Here is a 17,545-nt window from a genome sequence, read left to right as displayed (position 1 = left end):
GATAGCCGCTACACCGGGCCCGCCGTGGCTCACGCCCCGGGCTGACCTGGCTGCATCGTGTCGACCCACCCGGCCTTCGGCAACGGGATTGTCCGGGCGCCGCCTCGCGTACGGGCGCGTACCCGGTCTACGCCGCATGCGGTAATGATGAATCCAGCGACGTTCATGCTCGCCTCGGCGGAGGGCAAACCGCGAGGCATCACGGGCGCGATGTCGCACCCCAACCTGCTCGTCCGGACCATCACGCTTTGGAGAAGGCCCCATGTCGCTCATGCTCGCCCTGCCCCACCGTCCCCTCGCCTGCCAGCCGTCCCGGCCGGCGGCCCGCATCGTCGTCTGGGTGCTGGTGCTGGCCTTCGTCGTCGTCCTGACCGCTCTGGGCAGCGACCCGGCGCTCGCGCTGGGCGTGGTGCTGGCTGCACTGGCCGCGACGGTCGGCGACCTCGCCCAGTACGGCCGCTGACCTACCGAACGCGTCCCCGCCGTACAGGGATCGTCCGACATGGCACGGCCTGAAAAGCCGATCACCTGGGATGGACCGATCGCGGACCTGGCCCGTGAGCTCCGCCGCCTGCGGGAGCTCACGGGCCATCCCATCCCCACCTACGCCCAGCTCGCCGAGCGTGGAACCTTCTCGCGCTCGGTGCTCGCCGACGCCGCCGCTGGCTACCGCTGCCCGTCCTGGGAGGTGGTCACCCACTTCGTCATCGCCTGCGGCGGCCTGCCCGGCCAGGAGCCGTGGCCGACCTTGTGGAGGCTCGCCCACGCCGCCACCGACCAGGCCGGCGACGCCACGCCACGCCGCCCAGGGCGGGCAGCGCCGGCCAAGAGCCAGACCAGCGCACGCCAGGCCACGGTCACGGCTGCGCAGCAGGGGCCCGCTCCGCCGGATCCATGGCAGGCCAAAACGCCGCAAGAGTATCGCTACCAGCTGAGCCTGCTGCGCGTATGGGCTGGTGTGAGCATCCCCGAGATCTGCCGCCACAGCGGCTACGACGACCACCGTCGCAGCGGAGTCGCGTACACCACCGTGCACGACACGCTCAACGCCAAGTTCGCCCGGATGCCGCCCTTGCGCGCCGTCCGTGCGATCGTCACCGCTTGCGAGGCCGACCCGGACCAGTGGGTCGGGGCCTGGCGAGCCATCAGCATCAAGCGGTTCCAGCAGAACAACCCGCCTCCTGCCAGTCTGGCCGTGTAGAACGGCTGGTCGTTGATGCCTAGCCGTCCCGGAAACCACCGTTTCTGGGACGGCCCTTTTTCGTGAGCGGGCACCGCGCCAGCGGACCGGGGCGCGGTCGCGGCCGTCGCCTTCGCCGCCTTCTTCGTCGTCTTCGTGGAGGCCTTCGTGACGGGCTTCGTGACGGGCTTCGTGGCCGTCTCAGGGGCGGCCCGGTCGGCGGCCGCCGCCTTCGCCGCCAGGGCGGCCTGCTTGGCCCACAGCTTCGCCAACCTCGCCAGGCCGGCGTTGACCTCGCCGCGGTCCCACTTGGCCGGATCCCACCGCGTGCTGCCGAGAATCTCCTTGGCCACCCGGTACTTCCAGCCCTTGCGATGCCGAAGCGCCCGCATGTGCTCGAAGTACCCCTCCGGCCCGCCGCTGTCCTCCGGCGGGCAGGCGCGGCCGCCGGCGCTGCAGCGCGGGTAGACGGCCTTCGCCCCCGGCCGGTGGACCTTCTCCACCACCAGGTCGTGATCCCACATGTCGCCGAAGTCGTAGCGATAGCCCAGCCAGTCCCCGACGCGCGGGATCAGTGCGGCCAGCGTCACCTTCGTCTCGTCGCGGGCGTTGTCGCCGTACTCGGCATCGCCCTTGCCGAACAGATGCAGGTGGTGCTGCTGCCAGCTCATCGCGACCTGGATCACCTCATGCAGCTGGTCCAGGGTCGCGGTCGACGGCAGCTGAACGCGCCGCCACACCGGCGGGTGAACCTCGCGCAGGGTGACCTTGATCTGGTGAACGGTGCTCGCAGTGCCCACGGCGGTCACCGTATCGACGTGATCACCACCGAACTAACTGGTCGCAGGAACCCACCCGCGATGAGGGGGCAGTCGAGCGGGAGCGCAAAGCCCTGTTTTCGATCAGCTCACTGGTCAGGCACGTCGGCCAGCCAGATCTCTCTACCGGTTGCCGGGTCTTTGAACCGGAAACCACGCGGGTCGGCAACCGGCTCTGTTCCTTCCAGCGCGGCCAGCAGGGTCCGCAGCCGGGGATAGGGCCCGCCCTCGACCTTTTCCCGGAGCATGGGCAGTCGCATCATGGCGAACACGTTGGCCGCGAGGTTCTGCGCCGCTTGCCGGTACTCCTCAGCTCGGATGGTGTGGGCGGGGAGCTGCCATGCCTGTCGCTGCTGTAGAGGGGCGGGCAGATATATCACCAGGTGATCGCCTCGGTCGACCCCGATGGGCTCGTCGCCAAGGCCGTTGGGGGTGGGGAGCGGGCACAGCACCGGCAGCATCGCCTTCTCGGTGTGGGGGACCTCGGCGTACTGCTGCAGGGTCGGATCGACGAAGCGGCCTGCGGGCGGGACCACCAGGACGGTGTGTCCGTTGAAGCTGCCGTCAGCGTTGTAGCGGGGGCCGGATTCAACGTCGCCGTAACGGGTGTGGGTGCCGTTCCCTTGGAGCTGCAGGCCGACTGCTTCCACGCGCGAGTCGATCCCGTACTGGGCCAGCGCGTACCGCAGGGTCAGGCAGCCGTCCACGCAGTGCGCCGCGGCGGCACCGTCCTCTGCCACATTCCACAGCCACACGCCCGCCAGCGCCACCAGCGGAAGCGCCTCAGGCGAGGCGCCCATCATCACCTTGAAGACGGCCTGCTGATTGAGGTGGGCTCGTCGTAGCCCTCCAGGCACCTGTGACCGGCGCCGCCGCGCCGACTTGTCCTTCTTGGGATTGGGGCGCTTACGGGCCATGCCCTGACGGTAAGCGCGCCCGCCCTTGTTGTCAGGCGGCAATGACGAAAGTGTTCTCGGTCAGTGGCACCGCAGCATCAACCTTCGCGAAGTCCTCAACCTCGTCTATGACCTGTCCGAACGTGGCCTCAGTCATCCTCCTTGATCGGATTCCCGCTGACACGTCTAGACCTAGAAGGGTGGCTCGTCGCTGTGTGACCTTCGGAGCAATCCGGCCAGGATCTTCAGCGCTATCTGGCCGGGCTCGACAGGCTGACCAGACAGAAGCCAGGCTCTGTCCCGTGACGGAATCAGCGTCATCGCAGGTCAACGCCACCCCGCTTGCAGATCCGCACTTTCGGCCCCCGTGCCCCGTCGGCCAGATAGCGCCGAAACCTCGGCCATTTAGCGCCGGAACTTACAGGTCAGCAGCAACACCGTTGGATTCTGCTCCGTTGCTACTGAGACCCCCGATGGCACGGCCGACGACCTCGGCTCGGGGGAAGCTTTCCCCTACGTGCCGCGTCCGGTGCCGGAGGCATCGCGCGGGTCCTGCTACAGGTCGACGATGACGGCCGGTCGGATGTGGCTGAGGTCCAGCCCGTCGAGCTGGCCGTGCAGAACCAGGTGGAACTGGGCCTCGGGAATCAGCCGGGTGGGGTCGATCTCGGTCTGCTGCCCGCGGAAGTAGCGGTAGCACGAAATCTTGCCTGCCGTACGCAGCTCGCCGAGGGCACGGCGCACCGCCTCGGCGGGCAAGTGCGAGCCCCGGACGAAGGCGGCGATCGTGACGATCAGCGGCCCGGCCGGCACCTTGGCGGCGTCAGTCCAGATCTCGCGGGCCAGATAATCGGTGACGTCGGCGGGCGGCTGAGCCGGAGCGGTGACCTCCAGGTCCTCCAGCATGGCGCAGGCCTCGGCCAGGGCGTCACGCAGCCGAGTGCGCGCCCCGAACACCTGGGGCCGGTCGGCGCCCGCGGCGCGGGCGGCGGCGATGGTGTGGGCCAGTTTGTCGATGCGCGAGGCCCAGGCGTGCCAGTCCAGCACCTCACCGCGGCCGGGGTAGCGGACGTCGGCCTCAACGTGCGATTCCACCTCCTGGTCTATCTGCCGGGCGAAGTCGAGGCGAGCCCGCTCCTCCTGGCGCAGACGGCGCAGCTCGCCCAGGTAGGGGTCGCCGTAGTAGACGGCATCGTCACTCGCCCACCTCTCCTCATCGTCAGCGCCCTCGGCGGGGTCGGCACGGTCGCGCTCGGCGGCCAGGGCGTCCTCGAGCGCGGCCTCGAAAGCGCCATCCATCTGCTGCAGCAGGTCCCACAACCGCAGGTAGGCGCGCACCCACAGCACTTCGTCCGCGTTCAGCACTGCATCGGCCGCCCGGTGCAGCCGTTCATAGTCGCGCCGCGTCCGCTCCGCCTCGGCGGCCGACTGCTCGACGGTGCCCTGCAGTTGGCCGCGTGAGCGCGCGGCCTCGGCGGGCACCACCGCGGCGATGCGGGTGCGGTGCTTGGTCAGGTAGGTGATCTCATCCAGGTAGCGGGCGCGGTCAGCCAACTCGCCGAGCTGCCCGCGCGCCTCACGGATGCCCAGTTCCCGCCCCGCCGGCCCGGCCGCCGCCTCGGTCGAGGTACCGGTCGCCGGTGCGGCCGCGTTCGCGGCGGCCGGGTCAGTGTCACTGTGAGCCATGAGGCATAGGTGTACACAATGCGCCCCCTGTGCCGCCAGGCTTCTGGTCAGTGACGGCAGTGGGCCAGATAGATCAGATTGTTCCGGTGTGTGCCGTTCGGCTCGGCGGTCATCTCAGCTCGGCGTCAGCTCGCCGGCGCCGAGCGGGGGGCTCGGTCTTGACACCGCGAGTGGTGATCTCTTTCCAGAAGGCATCCTCGTGATCGCCGAAGACATGACCCCACAGGGGCTTCCAGTGGCTGGCCTGCGCAGGGGCGGCCGAAGGACACGGCGCGGCGACCACCGCGCCGGCGAGGGCCGTCTTCGGCGGGGCGCCGACCGCACGCTTGGGCCAGTAGATGGTGCTGATCTGGTTCATCTCGCTGGTTTCGAGGTGAACCAGATCGTGGCTGACATCGCGGGCGTGGCGGCCGAAGGGCTGGGTGCGGCGATACAGCAGGGCTGCGAGCGGGAACCTGGTGTTGATGGTGTCGATATAGGTGTTCCACCGCTCCGCCATAACCGGCATACCGCTGGTGAGGTAGGCATCGGCGACGTGACGGCAAATGTCGGTGACGATGGCACCGCACAGTCGATCGCGCACAACGAGATCGGGCAGGGTGAGCCTGAGCTTGGTGTTCCCGTCGACGGCGCGCTGCAGGAACAGGCAGCCCTCTTGCGGGGCATCCCTGTTGATGAGCAGAACGCCGAGCCGGAAGGCCGCCAGGGCGTGGCCGTTGTCGGCATCGCGCAGCAGCTGAAGACCGCACGGGCCGAACCAGTTGCGCATCCGATCCACCGTGGCCTGCCCACGCAGCGGGCCACCCCAGACGGCGAAGGTGGCCTCCTTCTCCACCGGCTGAGCGTCTTCCTCCATGTGACGAACCTCAGGACACGACGCCTGAGGCCCGTCAGGGGCAAGGTCCGGCAACACGGGGACGGACAGCCCACCGCCCCCGGCCTCGTTACGAGCCGGGCTCGATGCCGGCGCGGCGGGGAGGTCCTCCGCTGCGGGCCAGGGCTTGGCCCCATCCGCGATGCCATCCGGCTCGAGCAACGTGTCCAGTTCCATCGCCGGCGCCGGCGCCGGGATGCTGACCGCTGCGGCGGACGGCAGGCCCGTCGAAGCCGCCTGCGGCGCCCCAGCCAACGCCTCGCTCTCCGGGGCGTCGACGGCCTGCTGGTGGAGCTGATACAGAGCCTGCTTGGTGCCGAGGCCATCGGTTTCCACACCGGTGCTGTCCAGCTTGGCGTGCAGGACATCGAAGACGCAGGCGATGTTCTCCCAGCGCGGCGGCCCCACACGGCCCTGGCCGGTGAAGATGGCCGCCACGGTGGTCTTGCTCAGGCCACGCGTGTTCTTCCGGGCGATGTACCCATAGGAGACATCACCCGCTTTACGGCGCAGCCGCCGCAGTTCTTCATAGAGCCGCTCCAGGGGAGCGTCGACCACACGGCCAGTCATCGTGGCGGTCACCGCCAATCACAGAGTGCACCTTGAAGTAAACAGAAAGCAAAAGTCTCTCGCACTCGCCACGGCACTGAGACCCACATCACCCCGTCAGCCCCATCCGGAACGAGCCGGTACGACAGGGCCTGCTCCCCGTCATCCGGAACGGTCTCTTGCGCAGGATTTCACCGGCCCGGATCGTTCCGGAACGTCTCGCGCGGGACGTTCCGGAACGGCCTCGCGGGACGATCCGGAACGCCACGACACGGCGGCACGGCGCACGGCGGAAGCCACAGAACAGCATCAGGGCACGGGCCCGAGCACCGGGAGCGCCCGACCAGAGCCCTGAGAAACCCGCGCGATGGCACGCCTTCGTTCCGGATCGACGTGATTGCGATCTGTCTGCTCAGCGGCGTGCTGGCCAGGCACTAGGCATGGAGGGAGCGCACCCCGGGGGCACGGACACGCCCCGGCGCCGCTGCCCGGGTCAGGGCAGGCAGGCCTGGTGCGCTCCACGACTTCGACCCCCTCCACAACGACGTGAGGAACGTATGAACAGCATCCGGGGACTCTGGGTGGCCGTGATCGTCACCGCCGGTCTCTTCGTCGCCTTCTCCGGCGGCGGCCTCGCCTGGCTGGGCGGCACCCCCGTACCGCTGGCCGTCCTGGCCGGGGCGGGCGGCTTCGCCGGGTTCGTCGGCCTCGCCCTGGCCGTCATGACCTTCCTGGCGCGCACGCAGGACTGAGCCCATGACCGCGCTCACCTGTCCCCGTCCTGCCGGAAGAATCGCCCGCTACCGGAGAGCCGCGATGACCCCGTTGACGTTCGCCTGCCAGCACATGCCCGGCGTCACCGTGATCTCGATGGCCGGAGACCTGGAGGCCGCCAACGCCGACCGGTTGGACACCTTCATCAGCCGCTCGCGCCGGCGGCCGGGCGACCACGTGGTGCTCGACCTGAGCGAAGTACCACTCCTAGGCCACTCAGGCCTGCGAGTGCTGCTCAACGTCCGGGCTCTGACCCGCCGGCACGGGGGTGACCTGCACCTGGCCGCCCTGCAGGAATCCCCCGCCCGCCTGCTGACCAACACCGGAGCCAGGCCCATCCTGACCGTGCATCACAGCGTGGAACAGGCCATCCTCGCCGCGCTGCGCGCCAGCCAGCGGTCTCGGGACCATCCGGCGTGATCAATCACCACCGGAAGCGGCTTATGCACGCATTCCAGCGGCAGAGCTGTCCCACTCCTGCAGGACGGACTGCAGGAGCTGGGCCACCTCGGGGTCCAGGCCCGGGCGCTGGGCGGTGTAACGCAGATACTCCTCTGCCCCAAGGGGTCACCGCAGGGACCCCCTATCAGGTTTGAAGCAGCCTCATCGCGTCCGCGCAGGCCAAAGACATGCTGTCCGAAGCCGCCCGATGGCAAGCAGCTCTGCCGCGCCCCGGCCCAGGCGCTTCATCTCGTGCACCGTGAAGATCACACGCTGGTGCGGGACGGCTTGCTTGATGGTGCGGGCGTACTCCATCGCCTTGGCGAACTCCGGCCGCACCTTGATCCGGGTGCTGATCTTCTCGGCCCGGAGCTCGGGTTCGTGTCACCAGGCACAAAGTAGAACGTTCAGGCAGGTCACAACCCGAAACTTCTCCTGCTGATTCCCCCATCTGAGGCAATCAGCTGACGAGTGCGCGTGTGTTGTCGACCACTTCGAGAAGAAATCCAAAACTTCTCCTGCTGATTCCCCCATCTGAGGCAATCCGCCGTGCGGCAGCACCGCATCATGAGGTTCCTAGACGGCACCAGTCTCTGGCTGGGATGTGGGCGCCGTTGCCAGAGGCGATCTGGCCGGAGGTGGAAGCCCGACCGGAGTCGCCTCTTTGGCGCGCCCCGACAATTGGGCCTTCCCTCGCGCAGGGTGACGAGCTACGGTCACCTCAACTCGCGACGGCCGCGAGAGGCGGGTAAGGCTTCCACCCTTGTTTCTACTCGCCTTCGGGGCTCACGGAACCGGCTGCGGGGATGACGAAAGTCCCACATCCCAGCCAAGACCGTGAAGGAGCCGCACACATGCCCGACAAGTTCGTCGTGGCCGTCATCGCCGGAGTCATCGTGACTCTGGCCTTTTTTCTCTTGGTCAGCTACATCCTCCGGGTCCTGACTCGCGCAAAGAGCCCAAACACCAAGCTAATCGTCGGCACCCTCGCGGCTGTCGCCTCCCTGCTCGTGGTCCTACCCACGCTCGTCTACGCCATCTACTCCGCCCCCGGCCTCTAGCGATCACCCTGAGAGCCGGTGAATAGGACCCAGCCCTCACTCCGGACCCCAGACCAGCCGTCGGGGGTCTGGAGCAGGCTGTCTCCCGACGTGATCACCGACATTCGCCGCGTCGCAAGGCCCTTCAAACAGCCAGCCGGCACCGTCCTCATCCGCGAGGGGATGCGCTCCCCCCTTGTGTTCGTGATCCTGTCCGGAGGGGCCAAAAGCGGCATTAACGATGAAACCGGCCTATTCGTACTTCTGGACCTCCACGGGCCCGGAGATCTGATCGGCTATCAGGATGTGATGGCCAACAGCTACGCGTCGGAAACCATCATCCTCAGCCAGGACGCCAGGGGATACGGCATCTCCGCGCTCGAATTCTCCTCAATCCTGCACTCAGACTCGACAGGGCTAGCAGCCGTTCTCATCCAAGACACAAGGGAACGCCAGCAATGGGCCAACCGGCGACGCCGGGACACGGCAGCCGTTGACACGAACGCCCGACTCGCACGAGTACTGCTCGACCTCGCCGGCCGCCACGGCTTTCCGCCTGACCAAATCGACGGACTCTCCCAGACGGAAGTCGGCAGCCTCATCGGTGTGTCAAGCACCCATGTCCAGCGAGCCATGAGATACCTGCGCACCCATGACCTGATCGAGGTCGGCTATCGCCGGATCGTGATCAAGGATCCGGTCCTGCTTCGTCAAGTGGCCCAACTCTGGGACGGCCCAGACCTACCCCTGCACACATAGGGCACCCGGCCGTGTCGGGGTGTCAGTAGTACTGCTGACATCAGGTACACGCGATGGCGTTAGCGCAGATGGCGATCCTCTGACCGGGTGACGGCCCGTTGGTAAGGCTGACGCCATCGGCCGACCCTCGGGGAGGAATGGAACGATCAGTGGCGCCATCGCGTGCAGAAAACTGCACGCCGTGTGGCGGCCGGTGACATGATCCTTAGCGTGGATCGTGACGAGCTACGGGCGAAGGTACGGCGGGAGCGGCGGCTGCGGCGCCGGGTGCGCCGGGCGGCGTGGCGGTTGCGCCAGGCTGAGATCGAGCACGAGTGGGCCATCGCCTCGGCCCGTGCCGAGGGCCTGCCGGTGCGGGCGGTGGCGGTCGAGGCGGGGCGTTCACCCTCGCGCATTCAGCAGATCGCCACGGCGGCCGCACCGTTGCCGGAGCTGGAGGCGGCGCTGGCGCAGCTGCGTCAGGCCGGGTGGCCGGCTCCGGAGGATCCCGCCGGCAGCGACGATGAGGAGCTGGACGGCCGCAACAGCATCGCCGACCGCTTGGTCGATGAGGTGCGTTGGGTGCTGGAGTGCGCCGAATGGGTCGACCGGCTCGCCGGCGACGGGTTCCCCCCGGTGGTGAACCTGCGCCCGGCCGATGACGAGGACGCCTACCACGTCGGGGTGGACCTGGCCCGCGTGGCCGCGGTGCTGCGCCGGATCGCCTACGACATCGACGAGCTGGCCCGCGCCCGCGCGGTGACCGACCTGGACCAGGCCGCCACCACCGGCGACCGGCGGGCTGAGCTGCGCCGCCGCCTGGCCGAGCCGGGCCTGTCGTATGCCGCCTTCAACCGCAGGTACCGCGAACGGGCCCGGTCCGGAGCACTGCGCAACCGCGCCCCGGCACCGCTCACGGAGGCCGACATCTGGCGGGCCTACCAGATCGAACTGCGCGAGCGCGGCGAGCCGCACCACGACCCCTGGGGAATCAATCCCTTCGAGCGCCGCTGACCTGCGCCGCTCCCATAGCCGCGGCCGGACGCAAACGAGTGTGCAGTTTCCTGTACACACTGGCGCCACTGATCGTTCCACTCCTCCCCGAGGGCCAACAAGCCGTCCGGGAGACCGGTCTCGAGGAGCTGATCGAGGCGTACGCCGTCGACTGCGAGCAGCGGCTGATACTCGCGAACCGGCCGCGGTCGCAGAGGTAGCCCTCGCGGACGGTTCTTCAAGGTGCACCTCTGGGGTTGCCCACCTCTGACCTGGGACGGCAAGGCCTTGCCCACCCCCGGTTGCACATTCCGTGAAGGCGCCGAGCGTGACTTTTTCGCCGCCGGGACGGCGTGAAGGACCTATTGAAGGGCGGCGGTGGGGATGTCTCTTTGCACAGAGGCGAGGTGCTCACTGTCTACCTGGTGTGACCAGGTTCTGAAGGGAGCCCGCTATGGCCGACGTGCCTGCTGAACAGTCTGCCGACCGGCCCGCCGGCGAGGTCCCGTCGCCTCCGCCGGCGGCGCCGGGCGGGGACGGCGCGGCGAAGCTGGCGGCGGTGGCCAACACCGCGTTGGTCGGGGTGCCGGCGGCCTACGCCACCACGCACTCGCTGCCCGTCACGGTGATCACCGCCGTCATGGCGCTGGTGTTCGTCTTCCTGGGGCGCCGCTACCGGTAGGCCCCCCTCGCGAGCCGTCCCGAAAAATCTTCGGGACGGTTTGCACGTTCTCCGGGTCCAAGCGTCTACATAGTGACAGGGGCGCATCAGCGCCGCCCATTCCGATGAAGGAGCCCGGATGTATCTAGCCGCCGTCTGCGTCCGAGGGGGGGTGGTGATCTCCCTTGAGGAGACACCCTCCCCCGATCGTGGCGCCGGCTCTCCACTTGCGTTCCTCGGCAACCGGGCTGAGGACGTGGAGAGATACAGGAAAGGGCGTCCCCTATGTTCACTTCTCCCGAAGGCCAGCAGCCGACCGTTAAGTCCTCGTCGTTCGACGAGTACTACCGGTACGACTTCCCCAAGCTGGTCCTCTACGGAATGTCGCAGCGGGTCTCCCGCTTCGAGGCCGAGGAGCTCGTCCAGGACGTGATGGTCTCCATCGCCGACCGCTGGGAGACGATCGACACGCCGCTGGCGTACGCCCGCCGGGCCGTCACCAACAAGGTGCGCGCCTTCCGCGGGAAGGCCGCGCACGCCGCGGCCGCCGAGGCCGCCTACATGCGCGGTAAGCACCTCGCGCCCGCCGCAGACCTCAACGACGGCGTGCGCGAGCTCCTGCAGATCGTGCACAACATGCCCGAAGACCGCCGTGAGGTCATGGGCTGGCACATCCAGGGCTTCACCGCCGAAGAGATCGCCGCCTTCACCGGCCGCAACCCGGCCACGGTGCGCTCGCACCTCCGCCACGGCCGGGCCACGATCGCCCAGCTCCTGAAGCTCATGGGCGACGTCGGCTAACCCATCAACGTCTAGGTGCCGATCAGCACCTAGACCGATCAGCAGCTAGACGCTGATCGGCACCTAGACGACCAGGAAAGGAGTGACCACATGGCCGAAGACCCGAACGTCGCCCTCGACAACTACCTGGAGCGCACGACGGCATCCGCGCTGGACTCCCTCGCCTCCATGATCGACATCGAGGGCAGGCTCCGCGAGCTTCATCAACGCCGAGCCGCCACCCAAGACAAGAACGATGCCCGATCCTCTTCGCCCCCCGACGCCACGCAGATCTCCTCGTCCCCGATGCTCGGAACCGTCAACACGAGCGACCTGAACCGCTTTGCCTGAAGGTAGGGACATGGGTTCTGCCCAACTTCCCGGATGGCTTCTGCGCAGGTCAGCGCGCCGGAGCGGCGCCTGGCACTGTTCCGGTCGGGCCGCTGGACCGGCACAGGCCGCCGAAACCGGCCCGGGAGCCAGTGCTCTGACCTGCGCGAATGATCCACTTTGGGGCTGGGGACATGTTCGGGATCGGGACGCCTATCTCGTCGTCGACAGCTATCCCCGGCGGATCAAGGTCTCGGTCGCCGAGGTCTTCGACTGAGCGTGGGGAAGGCAACACGTCTCGCCGACCATCCGCCGACCGCGTCCCCGGACCGGTGATCCTCTCCCTTCAGCCGTTAGTGGGGGTCTACGAGGTCGAGGAACTCGTCGCGAGAGCCGCGGACGGCTTGGGGGGTAAGCGGCGGGCTGGTACATCGAGTTGCTCGGGTTTGAGGGTGTAGACGTTCCGGATGCGTTCGAGGTCGAAGTCGTCAGGGTTGATGGACTGGCGGCCGGTGGTGACCAGTCTGAGTTCGGTGAGGTTCTTGACGCCGGCGGCCCGGGTGTCCTGGCTGAGTCCGTAGTAGGCCTTGAAGGCGGCCGGGCTGATCCAGACTGGCTGGGGTGGACCGCCGGTGAGGGCGTATTGGTCAAGCAGGATCAGGTACATGGCCAAGCCCGGGCCGGTCATGAGCTGGATGTAGCCGTTAGTCCAGAAGGTGGCCGGGATTTGGGCGTAGTAGTGCTGCCGGGCCTTGTCCGGCTCGTTGCTGAGGGCCTTGGCGGCGGCACCGGGGGCAATGTAGAGGCTGCCGTCGCCGGCCTCGCTCAAGACGGACACCTTGTTGGCGCGGCCTGGCTGGGCCTGGGTGACGATGAAGTCGTGCTTTTCCAGCCATGCTTGGGCCTCGTTGATGCGCCGGGCGCCGGCGGTCTCGGGCTGATCGAGATCGAGTAGGCGTGCCCAGACCTGTGCGGGATAGGCGAGTGCGACTCCGCGGTCTTTGGTCTGCATCCAGAGGAAGGTGAGTAGAAGTTTGAGCCGGACCTTGCCACCGCGTCCGCCGCGCAGGCTCCGGGCCAGAGGAGGAAGTGGAGCCAGCGGGTCAGCCCTGCCGTCCCGACCATCTGTCCGCGCTTCTGAGAGAGATCGGCATCCCCGCTGCGGCCGCCCGCGGCGCCGCTATACGACAGCAACTCCTGGAGATGCCTGCCCCGGTTGTCGCCGACGCCCTCGGCTACCACGACAAAACCACCGCTCGACTCCTCAACGAGGGCGGTGGTGCCTGGAACCGGTACGCCGCTGGAGAGCACGGACAGTCATGGTGAGGCTCGTCTTCAGCGAGAAACTCGCAACAGTTCAATAGACGAGTTGACCAGTAACCAGTCAGTACCGGAGGCCCATAAGGGTTAAGCGGCGCCGTGATCAGGCTTAGGGCCGCTTCCCGCTTTCAGCTGCTCGATTAAAACACCGAGGCTCTTCCCGGGCTTGGGCTCTTGTGGCGGTGGCAGGTCGGCGATCGCGCCCACCAGGAGTGGTCCGTCCAGCAGGTCAGCGGTGAACGTCACGCCGGTGAGGCGGGCCGCCATCGCGAACATCCGTGCGAGGCCGTGCCGGAACAGGTCGTCGTAGCACTGGTCCCCGTCCTCGTCCGAGCTGGCCTCCAGGGGCAGGCCGAACTCGCGCATGAGGCCGGCGAGCCGGTCGGTGTCGGCGCCGGAGCGACGCTCGGGAAAGGTCGGGTCGAAGGCCGTGATCAGCATGCCGTCCGCGGCGTAGTGGAAGTAGTCGCAGGCGTAGTTATGCCGTAAGACGGACACCACGTCGGTGCCGGCCGACAGCCGCGCCAGCATCCCGACGCCCGTCCCCGACCAGCCGTACGGTTCCACCGCTGCGCACCCGTCGCCGGTGGCGACCACTCCGACATAACCACCTCCGTCACCACCCTCGGTCGCCACCGTGAAGTCGGAGACCGCCAGCTCCAGCTCGGCGAAGCTCATCTCCGTGCTCGTGCGGGCGCCGAAGCGGCGCAGCACCTCGGCCGGGTCGAGGCCGCGCAGCAAGGTCACACAGTAGATCTCGCCGAGGAGGTCGCCCCGCTCGCCGTACGGCGGTTGCAGCCAGCGGAACGGCGTCAGCGCATCGATGGTCATGTCGCGATCTTGGCAGGCCCTACCGACATAGTCAGGCCCACTTCACCCTTCCGCGCACACCTGCTGTCCGAGAGCCCGGCTTATTGCCGCTGACATCACGGAAAGTCACTACCACGGCCCTCGGCATCGAGAACTCGCGATAGTCGTATAGGCGACTCCACCAGTAAAACGCCACTACGGACACTACGGTCGTCGGTGAGCTTGCGGAGCCACTGGCATTGTCTCGAAGATCGTCAGATGGACATGTTGCCCAAAGTCGACGCCCTGCTCGTGGTGCGTGCCGACTTCTCTGACCAGGAACGATGGCAGGCCGTACGAAACTCGCTCGGCGACATCGACAAGGACGGCTGGGCAAAGGAGTTCTCAGGCCAGGTGAAGGTCGTCGAGGACTCCGCCTATCAAGGCCTTACCGCGCAGCAGATCCTCGCCCTGCTCCCGGACGGCTACCAGGACCCGATCCTCGTCATCGCCGACAAGGTCACCGTCGATTCGCAGGAGATGCCGTTCCTGGTCATCGAGCTGGAATTCACATGGGAGATGCGCGTCATCCCCTCCGAGATCCCCGTGATTCACGCCAACCTCTCCATTGCCAACATGGACTTCGGCGAGTTCGCCGAGAGCGCCGACGCGGACGGCGTCTTCCGCGGGTTCCACGACTGAACCGCCACGCCTCCGGCGAGCACGGAACGTCACCAGTAGGGCCTAGGGCAACGACAACTCGCGACAGTTGAATACGCGACCCCACCAGTACCGAGGGCCGAATAGCGTCGCGGCGGCCGCGCGAGGCCTCGCCACGACGCAAAGCCGGGCAGGTGCGGCGGCGGGTCATGACGTGCCACCGGAGCGGCCGGCCAGCAGCGCGGCCAGCCGGTCGGCCAGCGCGGGTTTCACCCCGGCCGGTCGGGGCCTGGTGCTCGTGGGCTCACCGGCGCGCCGCTCGGCGATCGCCCGGGCCCGCTCCACGAGCTCGGCCCGGCGGACCGCGGTGGCGGCGTTGCGCTCGGCGTTGGCGGCCAGCAGGGCGGCGTGCCGGGCCCCGTCGTCGTCGACGTCCACGGTCGGCGGAGGCGTGATCGTGATTCTCGGCGTAGCAGCGTTCCCAGCCTGCCGTCCGACGGCGTTCTCGGGGTTGCTGGAGGCGTGGCCCCGGAAGGGGACTCGGAGGCCGCTGAGGGCTTCTGAGGGCCGTGAGGCGTCGCGGGGTGCCGTACGGACATCCAGGCGGGCCCGCTCAGCGGCGATCCGAGGCTCGGAGGCCTGCAGGCGCAGCCGTTCGGCCAGGTCGACCAGCTCGGCGCGGCGACCGGCGTTGGCGGCGTTGCGTGCGGCGTTGGCGGCCAGCCAGGCGGCATGGCGGGCGCCGTCGTCATCGACCCCCAGCAGGGAGGCCCGCCGGGCGGCACGGCGCAGCCCGGCCAGGGCGCGGCCGATCCGCCAGCGCAGCACGCCCGCCAGGTCAGCGGCGGTGGCGACCTGGCGGGTCAGCAGCTCGCGCGCCTCCGACGGCGGCATGTGCCGCAGCAGTAGCATCACCAGATGGGCGATTTCGGCCAGTTCGGCATCGGCGAGGACCTCGCCGCCTCGCTGCTGTGCCCAGTCCGGTGCCAGGCTCTGTACAAAGTAAAGGGCGTCGCCCTCCTCCTCGCTGCGACTTTTGCCCCCAAAAGCCTGGCGCCGACGCGACCGGTGTGACTCCTGAGACGGATGTGACAGGGGAGGGGGGAGTCCCTCTCGCGTATAAGGAGACGTGTGAAGTCGTCCACAGCCAACAGCCGTCATGATCGGCTCGCGGCGGGTCGCTGAGCCGTGGCGGACCACCTCGCAGTCGGCCAGGTTCTCATCGACGGCGGCCTTGGTCTGGCCGCCCTTGGCGATGGTGATCGGGTTGTCGACGTGCCGGCGCACTTCGGCCGCCAGATCCTTGGGCAGGTCGTCCGGTAGCGCCGCCAGGTCCGCGGCCAGCGCGTAGCGCGCCTTGCGGCCCGGGCACGGGGCCAGGGCCTGACGGATCCATCCGGCCTGCAGCAGCCGGTCCAGATCGATCCACGCGGTCCGCCTGGTCACCAGGTGCTTGGCGGCGTACTTGTCCAGGAAGGCGTTGATGTCGTCGATCCGGCCGCGCTTGTCGGCCTCCAGCGCGGCGTGCTGGGCCATCCGGGCCGCGCACGGGTGCAGGTGCTCCCCGCGCGTGATCAGCAGCCGCAGCAGCCGCCACCACAACACCGTGGGCACCCGCGGCAGCTCATCGGCGCTCTCGTAATGCGGGACGCGCAACAGCCGGGGCTCGTCCAACTCTCCGACCAGGGCCTCGAGCTGGGCCACGGACGGGACTGCGGAAGGGATCGGGACAGCGGAAGCCGAAAATCCCGGCGTGTCGATGCCAGGGCATGGTGGGCTAACCGCCTGGGTGCCTGCTATCGTCGGTCTCCAGACGTGCGAAAACCCGTCGACGTCGATCCGCTTGTAGCCGGCCAAAGCATCCGAGCTGATCGAACTAGACGCGCTCTACTCAATGAAGTTGTTGTCCACGCCCCGCAGCCAGCGGGGCGTTTTTTGTTGTCCTGGTCGCCTCCCGGCGTGATCAAAGTCGAGTCAGTCCAGCATCCTTCCACCTTGACAGGCTGTGAGGACACGGTCGCGGGCAAAGAAACCCCGGCGTGTCGCGCATAACGCAGCATCAAGCGCAGGCAAAGCGGACAGCGGGGGCGCAGCCGGACACCGCTCGGGCGCGGGTGGGTCCCGGCCGCGAACGGCACCGCTGTGCATTGATCACTCCTACCAGAGATCCTGACAAAAAGGGCGATCTCCTTGACAACAAGTGCGGCACGCTTGTCAGAAAGCCTGGCCAGTGCCCGTTTTGCGCCTTTGACGGGCTGCTGACGCCCGCTCGTGCGTCGCGCGTCGGCGGCTACCGCGCTGGGCGACGCAATCTGCGTGAGCATGCGCTGGCCGACGTCGGCCAGCGGCCGGGCAGGCAGCAACTGCGCGCCCTGCCCCGCCGTTCGCGGACGTCGACCTGCCCGGCCCTCACAGGGGAGGACCGGGCAGGCGATCGTGGCAGCTGGCGTCATCAGGAGCGGGCCAGGTCGGCGTAGCCGATGATCTGCGTGGCCAGTACGGCCACGATCGCGAGCTCGGCGAGACAGACGGCCAGCACGCCCGGGTGCGGGCCGCTCGCCCACACCACGATCAGGGCGGCCACCGGGGGCAGGCAGAAGGCGGTCAGGTTCACGCTGAGCTGCAGCAGCTTGCGTGAGGCGTGGCGCGGGTCGTGGTGGTCGCTCTCCCACTCGAACATCGGCGGCCTGTCGCCGGCGTCGTGGTGGGTCAGCGTGTGCAGGCGTGGCCCGAGCCGTTCGCGCACGTACCGGCCGATCTGGGTGATCATGTGGTCGTTGTGCAGGTGCGTCCAGCCGAGCACGGTCCCGGCCAGGGGCAGCACCAGCAGCAGCTCCAGCCGTCCGGCCGTCGCGGTGACCGCCGTGATGGCGGCGGCCGCGGTGAGCACCGCGTAGAGCAGCTGGTCACGGAAGCCGATCCGGGAGCGCTGTTCGGCCTTGAGGGCGTCGTACTCGCTCAGCAGCACCGTGATGGCCTGCTCTGAGGTCTGGCTCATGTGCTCCTCCAGGGGATG

The 17,545-nt window shown here is 68.2% G+C and carries 19 protein-coding genes; 10 read left to right on the top strand and 9 right to left on the bottom strand.

Going from position 1 to position 17,545, the window contains the following annotated elements; translation table 11 throughout:
• The first annotated feature begins 262 nt into the window (after nucleotides 1-262).
• The gene (locus tag ACIBQX_RS49120) at nucleotides 263-463 is read left to right on the top strand and encodes a hypothetical protein (RefSeq protein WP_397017450.1); all 201 of its coding nucleotides are present in this window, start codon (nucleotides 263-265) and stop codon (nucleotides 461-463) included.
• 203 nt (nucleotides 464-666) lie between these two features.
• Here ACIBQX_RS49120 and ACIBQX_RS49115 read toward each other — a convergent pair whose 3' ends face one another.
• The 5 genes from ACIBQX_RS49115 to ACIBQX_RS49095 form a co-directional block, all read right to left on the bottom strand.
• Entirely contained in the window at nucleotides 667-861 is a 195-nt protein-coding gene (locus ACIBQX_RS49115) for a hypothetical protein (RefSeq protein WP_397017448.1), read from the bottom strand.
• Between the two features lie 129 nt (nucleotides 862-990).
• Nucleotides 991-1,980, bottom strand: a complete 990-nt coding sequence (locus ACIBQX_RS49110; protein ID WP_397017446.1) for a plasmid pRiA4b ORF-3 family protein — start codon at nucleotides 1,978-1,980, stop codon at nucleotides 991-993.
• 107 nt (nucleotides 1,981-2,087) lie between these two features.
• A complete protein-coding gene (locus ACIBQX_RS49105; RefSeq protein WP_397017444.1) occupies nucleotides 2,088-2,915 on the bottom strand; it encodes a hypothetical protein in 828 nt (275 codons plus the stop codon).
• A gap of 534 nt (nucleotides 2,916-3,449) precedes the next feature.
• The gene (locus ACIBQX_RS49100; protein ID WP_397017442.1) at nucleotides 3,450-4,580 is read right to left on the bottom strand and encodes a type II toxin-antitoxin system Phd/YefM family antitoxin; all 1,131 of its coding nucleotides are present in this window, start codon (nucleotides 4,578-4,580) and stop codon (nucleotides 3,450-3,452) included.
• Nucleotides 4,581-4,689: 109 nt separating this feature from the next.
• The gene (locus tag ACIBQX_RS49095; RefSeq protein WP_397017440.1) at nucleotides 4,690-6,036 is read right to left on the bottom strand and encodes a hypothetical protein; all 1,347 of its coding nucleotides are present in this window, start codon (nucleotides 6,034-6,036) and stop codon (nucleotides 4,690-4,692) included.
• A gap of 524 nt (nucleotides 6,037-6,560) precedes the next feature.
• Between ACIBQX_RS49095 and ACIBQX_RS49090 the strand changes: the two genes are divergently transcribed.
• From ACIBQX_RS49090 to ACIBQX_RS49055, 8 genes are all read left to right on the top strand, one after another.
• The gene (locus tag ACIBQX_RS49090; protein ID WP_397017438.1) at nucleotides 6,561-6,755 is read left to right on the top strand and encodes a hypothetical protein; all 195 of its coding nucleotides are present in this window, start codon (nucleotides 6,561-6,563) and stop codon (nucleotides 6,753-6,755) included.
• Between the two features lie 64 nt (nucleotides 6,756-6,819).
• Nucleotides 6,820-7,197, top strand: coding sequence for an STAS domain-containing protein (locus tag ACIBQX_RS49085; protein WP_397017436.1), 378 nt, complete (start codon nucleotides 6,820-6,822; stop codon nucleotides 7,195-7,197).
• 875 nt (nucleotides 7,198-8,072) lie between these two features.
• Nucleotides 8,073-8,279, top strand: a complete 207-nt coding sequence (locus ACIBQX_RS49080; RefSeq protein ID WP_397017434.1) for a hypothetical protein — start codon at nucleotides 8,073-8,075, stop codon at nucleotides 8,277-8,279.
• Nucleotides 8,280-8,369: 90 nt separating this feature from the next.
• Nucleotides 8,370-9,017: a Crp/Fnr family transcriptional regulator gene (locus ACIBQX_RS49075; RefSeq protein ID WP_397017432.1), complete on the top strand. Its 648-nt coding sequence runs from the start codon at nucleotides 8,370-8,372 to the stop codon at nucleotides 9,015-9,017.
• A gap of 210 nt (nucleotides 9,018-9,227) precedes the next feature.
• A complete protein-coding gene (locus ACIBQX_RS49070) occupies nucleotides 9,228-10,010 on the top strand; it encodes a hypothetical protein (RefSeq protein ID WP_397017430.1) in 783 nt (260 codons plus the stop codon).
• Nucleotides 10,011-10,443: 433 nt separating this feature from the next.
• Nucleotides 10,444-10,671: a hypothetical protein gene (locus ACIBQX_RS49065; protein WP_397017428.1), complete on the top strand. Its 228-nt coding sequence runs from the start codon at nucleotides 10,444-10,446 to the stop codon at nucleotides 10,669-10,671.
• Nucleotides 10,672-10,935: 264 nt separating this feature from the next.
• Nucleotides 10,936-11,451: an RNA polymerase sigma factor gene (locus ACIBQX_RS49060; RefSeq protein WP_397017426.1), complete on the top strand. Its 516-nt coding sequence runs from the start codon at nucleotides 10,936-10,938 to the stop codon at nucleotides 11,449-11,451.
• 90 nt (nucleotides 11,452-11,541) lie between these two features.
• Nucleotides 11,542-11,781: a hypothetical protein gene (locus ACIBQX_RS49055; protein ID WP_397017424.1), complete on the top strand. Its 240-nt coding sequence runs from the start codon at nucleotides 11,542-11,544 to the stop codon at nucleotides 11,779-11,781.
• A gap of 343 nt (nucleotides 11,782-12,124) precedes the next feature.
• Here ACIBQX_RS49055 and ACIBQX_RS49050 read toward each other — a convergent pair whose 3' ends face one another.
• Both ACIBQX_RS49050 and ACIBQX_RS49045 read right to left on the bottom strand, forming a co-directional pair.
• Nucleotides 12,125-12,772, bottom strand: coding sequence for a hypothetical protein (locus tag ACIBQX_RS49050; protein ID WP_397017422.1), 648 nt, complete (start codon nucleotides 12,770-12,772; stop codon nucleotides 12,125-12,127).
• Between the two features lie 395 nt (nucleotides 12,773-13,167).
• Nucleotides 13,168-13,911 carry a DUF6461 domain-containing protein gene (locus ACIBQX_RS49045; protein WP_397017420.1) on the bottom strand — a complete coding sequence of 248 codons (744 nt, stop codon included), beginning with the start codon at nucleotides 13,909-13,911 and terminating at the stop codon, nucleotides 13,168-13,170.
• Nucleotides 13,912-14,148: 237 nt separating this feature from the next.
• On the opposite strand from ACIBQX_RS49045, the gene ACIBQX_RS49040 reads away from it, so the two are divergent.
• Nucleotides 14,149-14,571, top strand: a complete 423-nt coding sequence (locus ACIBQX_RS49040) for a DUF6924 domain-containing protein (protein ID WP_397017418.1) — start codon at nucleotides 14,149-14,151, stop codon at nucleotides 14,569-14,571.
• Nucleotides 14,572-14,736: 165 nt separating this feature from the next.
• On the opposite strand, the gene ACIBQX_RS49035 is transcribed toward ACIBQX_RS49040, so the two are convergent.
• Complete coding sequence (locus tag ACIBQX_RS49035; RefSeq protein ID WP_397017416.1) at nucleotides 14,737-16,233, bottom strand: hypothetical protein; 1,497 nt, start codon at nucleotides 16,231-16,233, stop codon at nucleotides 14,737-14,739.
• A 748-nt stretch (nucleotides 16,234-16,981) separates the two neighbouring features.
• Nucleotides 16,982-17,527, bottom strand: coding sequence for a hypothetical protein (locus ACIBQX_RS49030; protein ID WP_397017414.1), 546 nt, complete (start codon nucleotides 17,525-17,527; stop codon nucleotides 16,982-16,984).
• Nucleotides 17,528-17,545: the final 18 nt, after the last annotated feature.

The sequence above is a fragment of the Nonomuraea sp. NPDC049714 genome, assembly GCF_044465295.1.
Lineage (GTDB): Bacteria > Actinomycetota > Actinomycetes > Streptosporangiales > Streptosporangiaceae > Nonomuraea.
The sequence above is the reverse complement of the archived record's forward strand: the minus strand, read 5'-3'. Positions and strand labels throughout refer to the sequence as shown.

Excerpts from the sequence above, each read along its gene's own strand:
- ACIBQX_RS49090 (WP_397017438.1), top strand. The coding sequence starts at position 6,561 with ATGAACAGCATCCGGGGACTCTGGGTGGCCGTGATCGTCACCGCCGGT.
- ACIBQX_RS49055 (WP_397017424.1), top strand. The coding sequence starts at position 11,542 with ATGGCCGAAGACCCGAACGTCGCCCTCGACAACTACCTGGAGCGCACG.
- ACIBQX_RS49100 (WP_397017442.1), bottom strand. The coding sequence starts at position 4,580 with ATGGCTCACAGTGACACTGACCCGGCCGCCGCGAACGCGGCCGCACCG.
- ACIBQX_RS49080 (WP_397017434.1), top strand. The coding sequence starts at position 8,073 with ATGCCCGACAAGTTCGTCGTGGCCGTCATCGCCGGAGTCATCGTGACT.
- ACIBQX_RS49105 (WP_397017444.1), bottom strand. The coding sequence starts at position 2,915 with ATGGCCCGTAAGCGCCCCAATCCCAAGAAGGACAAGTCGGCGCGGCGG.
- ACIBQX_RS49085 (WP_397017436.1), top strand. The coding sequence starts at position 6,820 with ATGACCCCGTTGACGTTCGCCTGCCAGCACATGCCCGGCGTCACCGTG.
- ACIBQX_RS49065 (WP_397017428.1), top strand. The coding sequence starts at position 10,444 with ATGGCCGACGTGCCTGCTGAACAGTCTGCCGACCGGCCCGCCGGCGAG.
- ACIBQX_RS49040 (WP_397017418.1), top strand. The coding sequence starts at position 14,149 with ATGGACATGTTGCCCAAAGTCGACGCCCTGCTCGTGGTGCGTGCCGAC.
- ACIBQX_RS49050 (WP_397017422.1), bottom strand. The coding sequence starts at position 12,772 with ATGCAGACCAAAGACCGCGGAGTCGCACTCGCCTATCCCGCACAGGTC.
- ACIBQX_RS49030 (WP_397017414.1), bottom strand. The coding sequence starts at position 17,527 with ATGAGCCAGACCTCAGAGCAGGCCATCACGGTGCTGCTGAGCGAGTAC.
- ACIBQX_RS49045 (WP_397017420.1), bottom strand. The coding sequence starts at position 13,911 with ATGACCATCGATGCGCTGACGCCGTTCCGCTGGCTGCAACCGCCGTAC.
- ACIBQX_RS49120 (WP_397017450.1), top strand. The coding sequence starts at position 263 with ATGTCGCTCATGCTCGCCCTGCCCCACCGTCCCCTCGCCTGCCAGCCG.
- ACIBQX_RS49060 (WP_397017426.1), top strand. The coding sequence starts at position 10,936 with ATGTTCACTTCTCCCGAAGGCCAGCAGCCGACCGTTAAGTCCTCGTCG.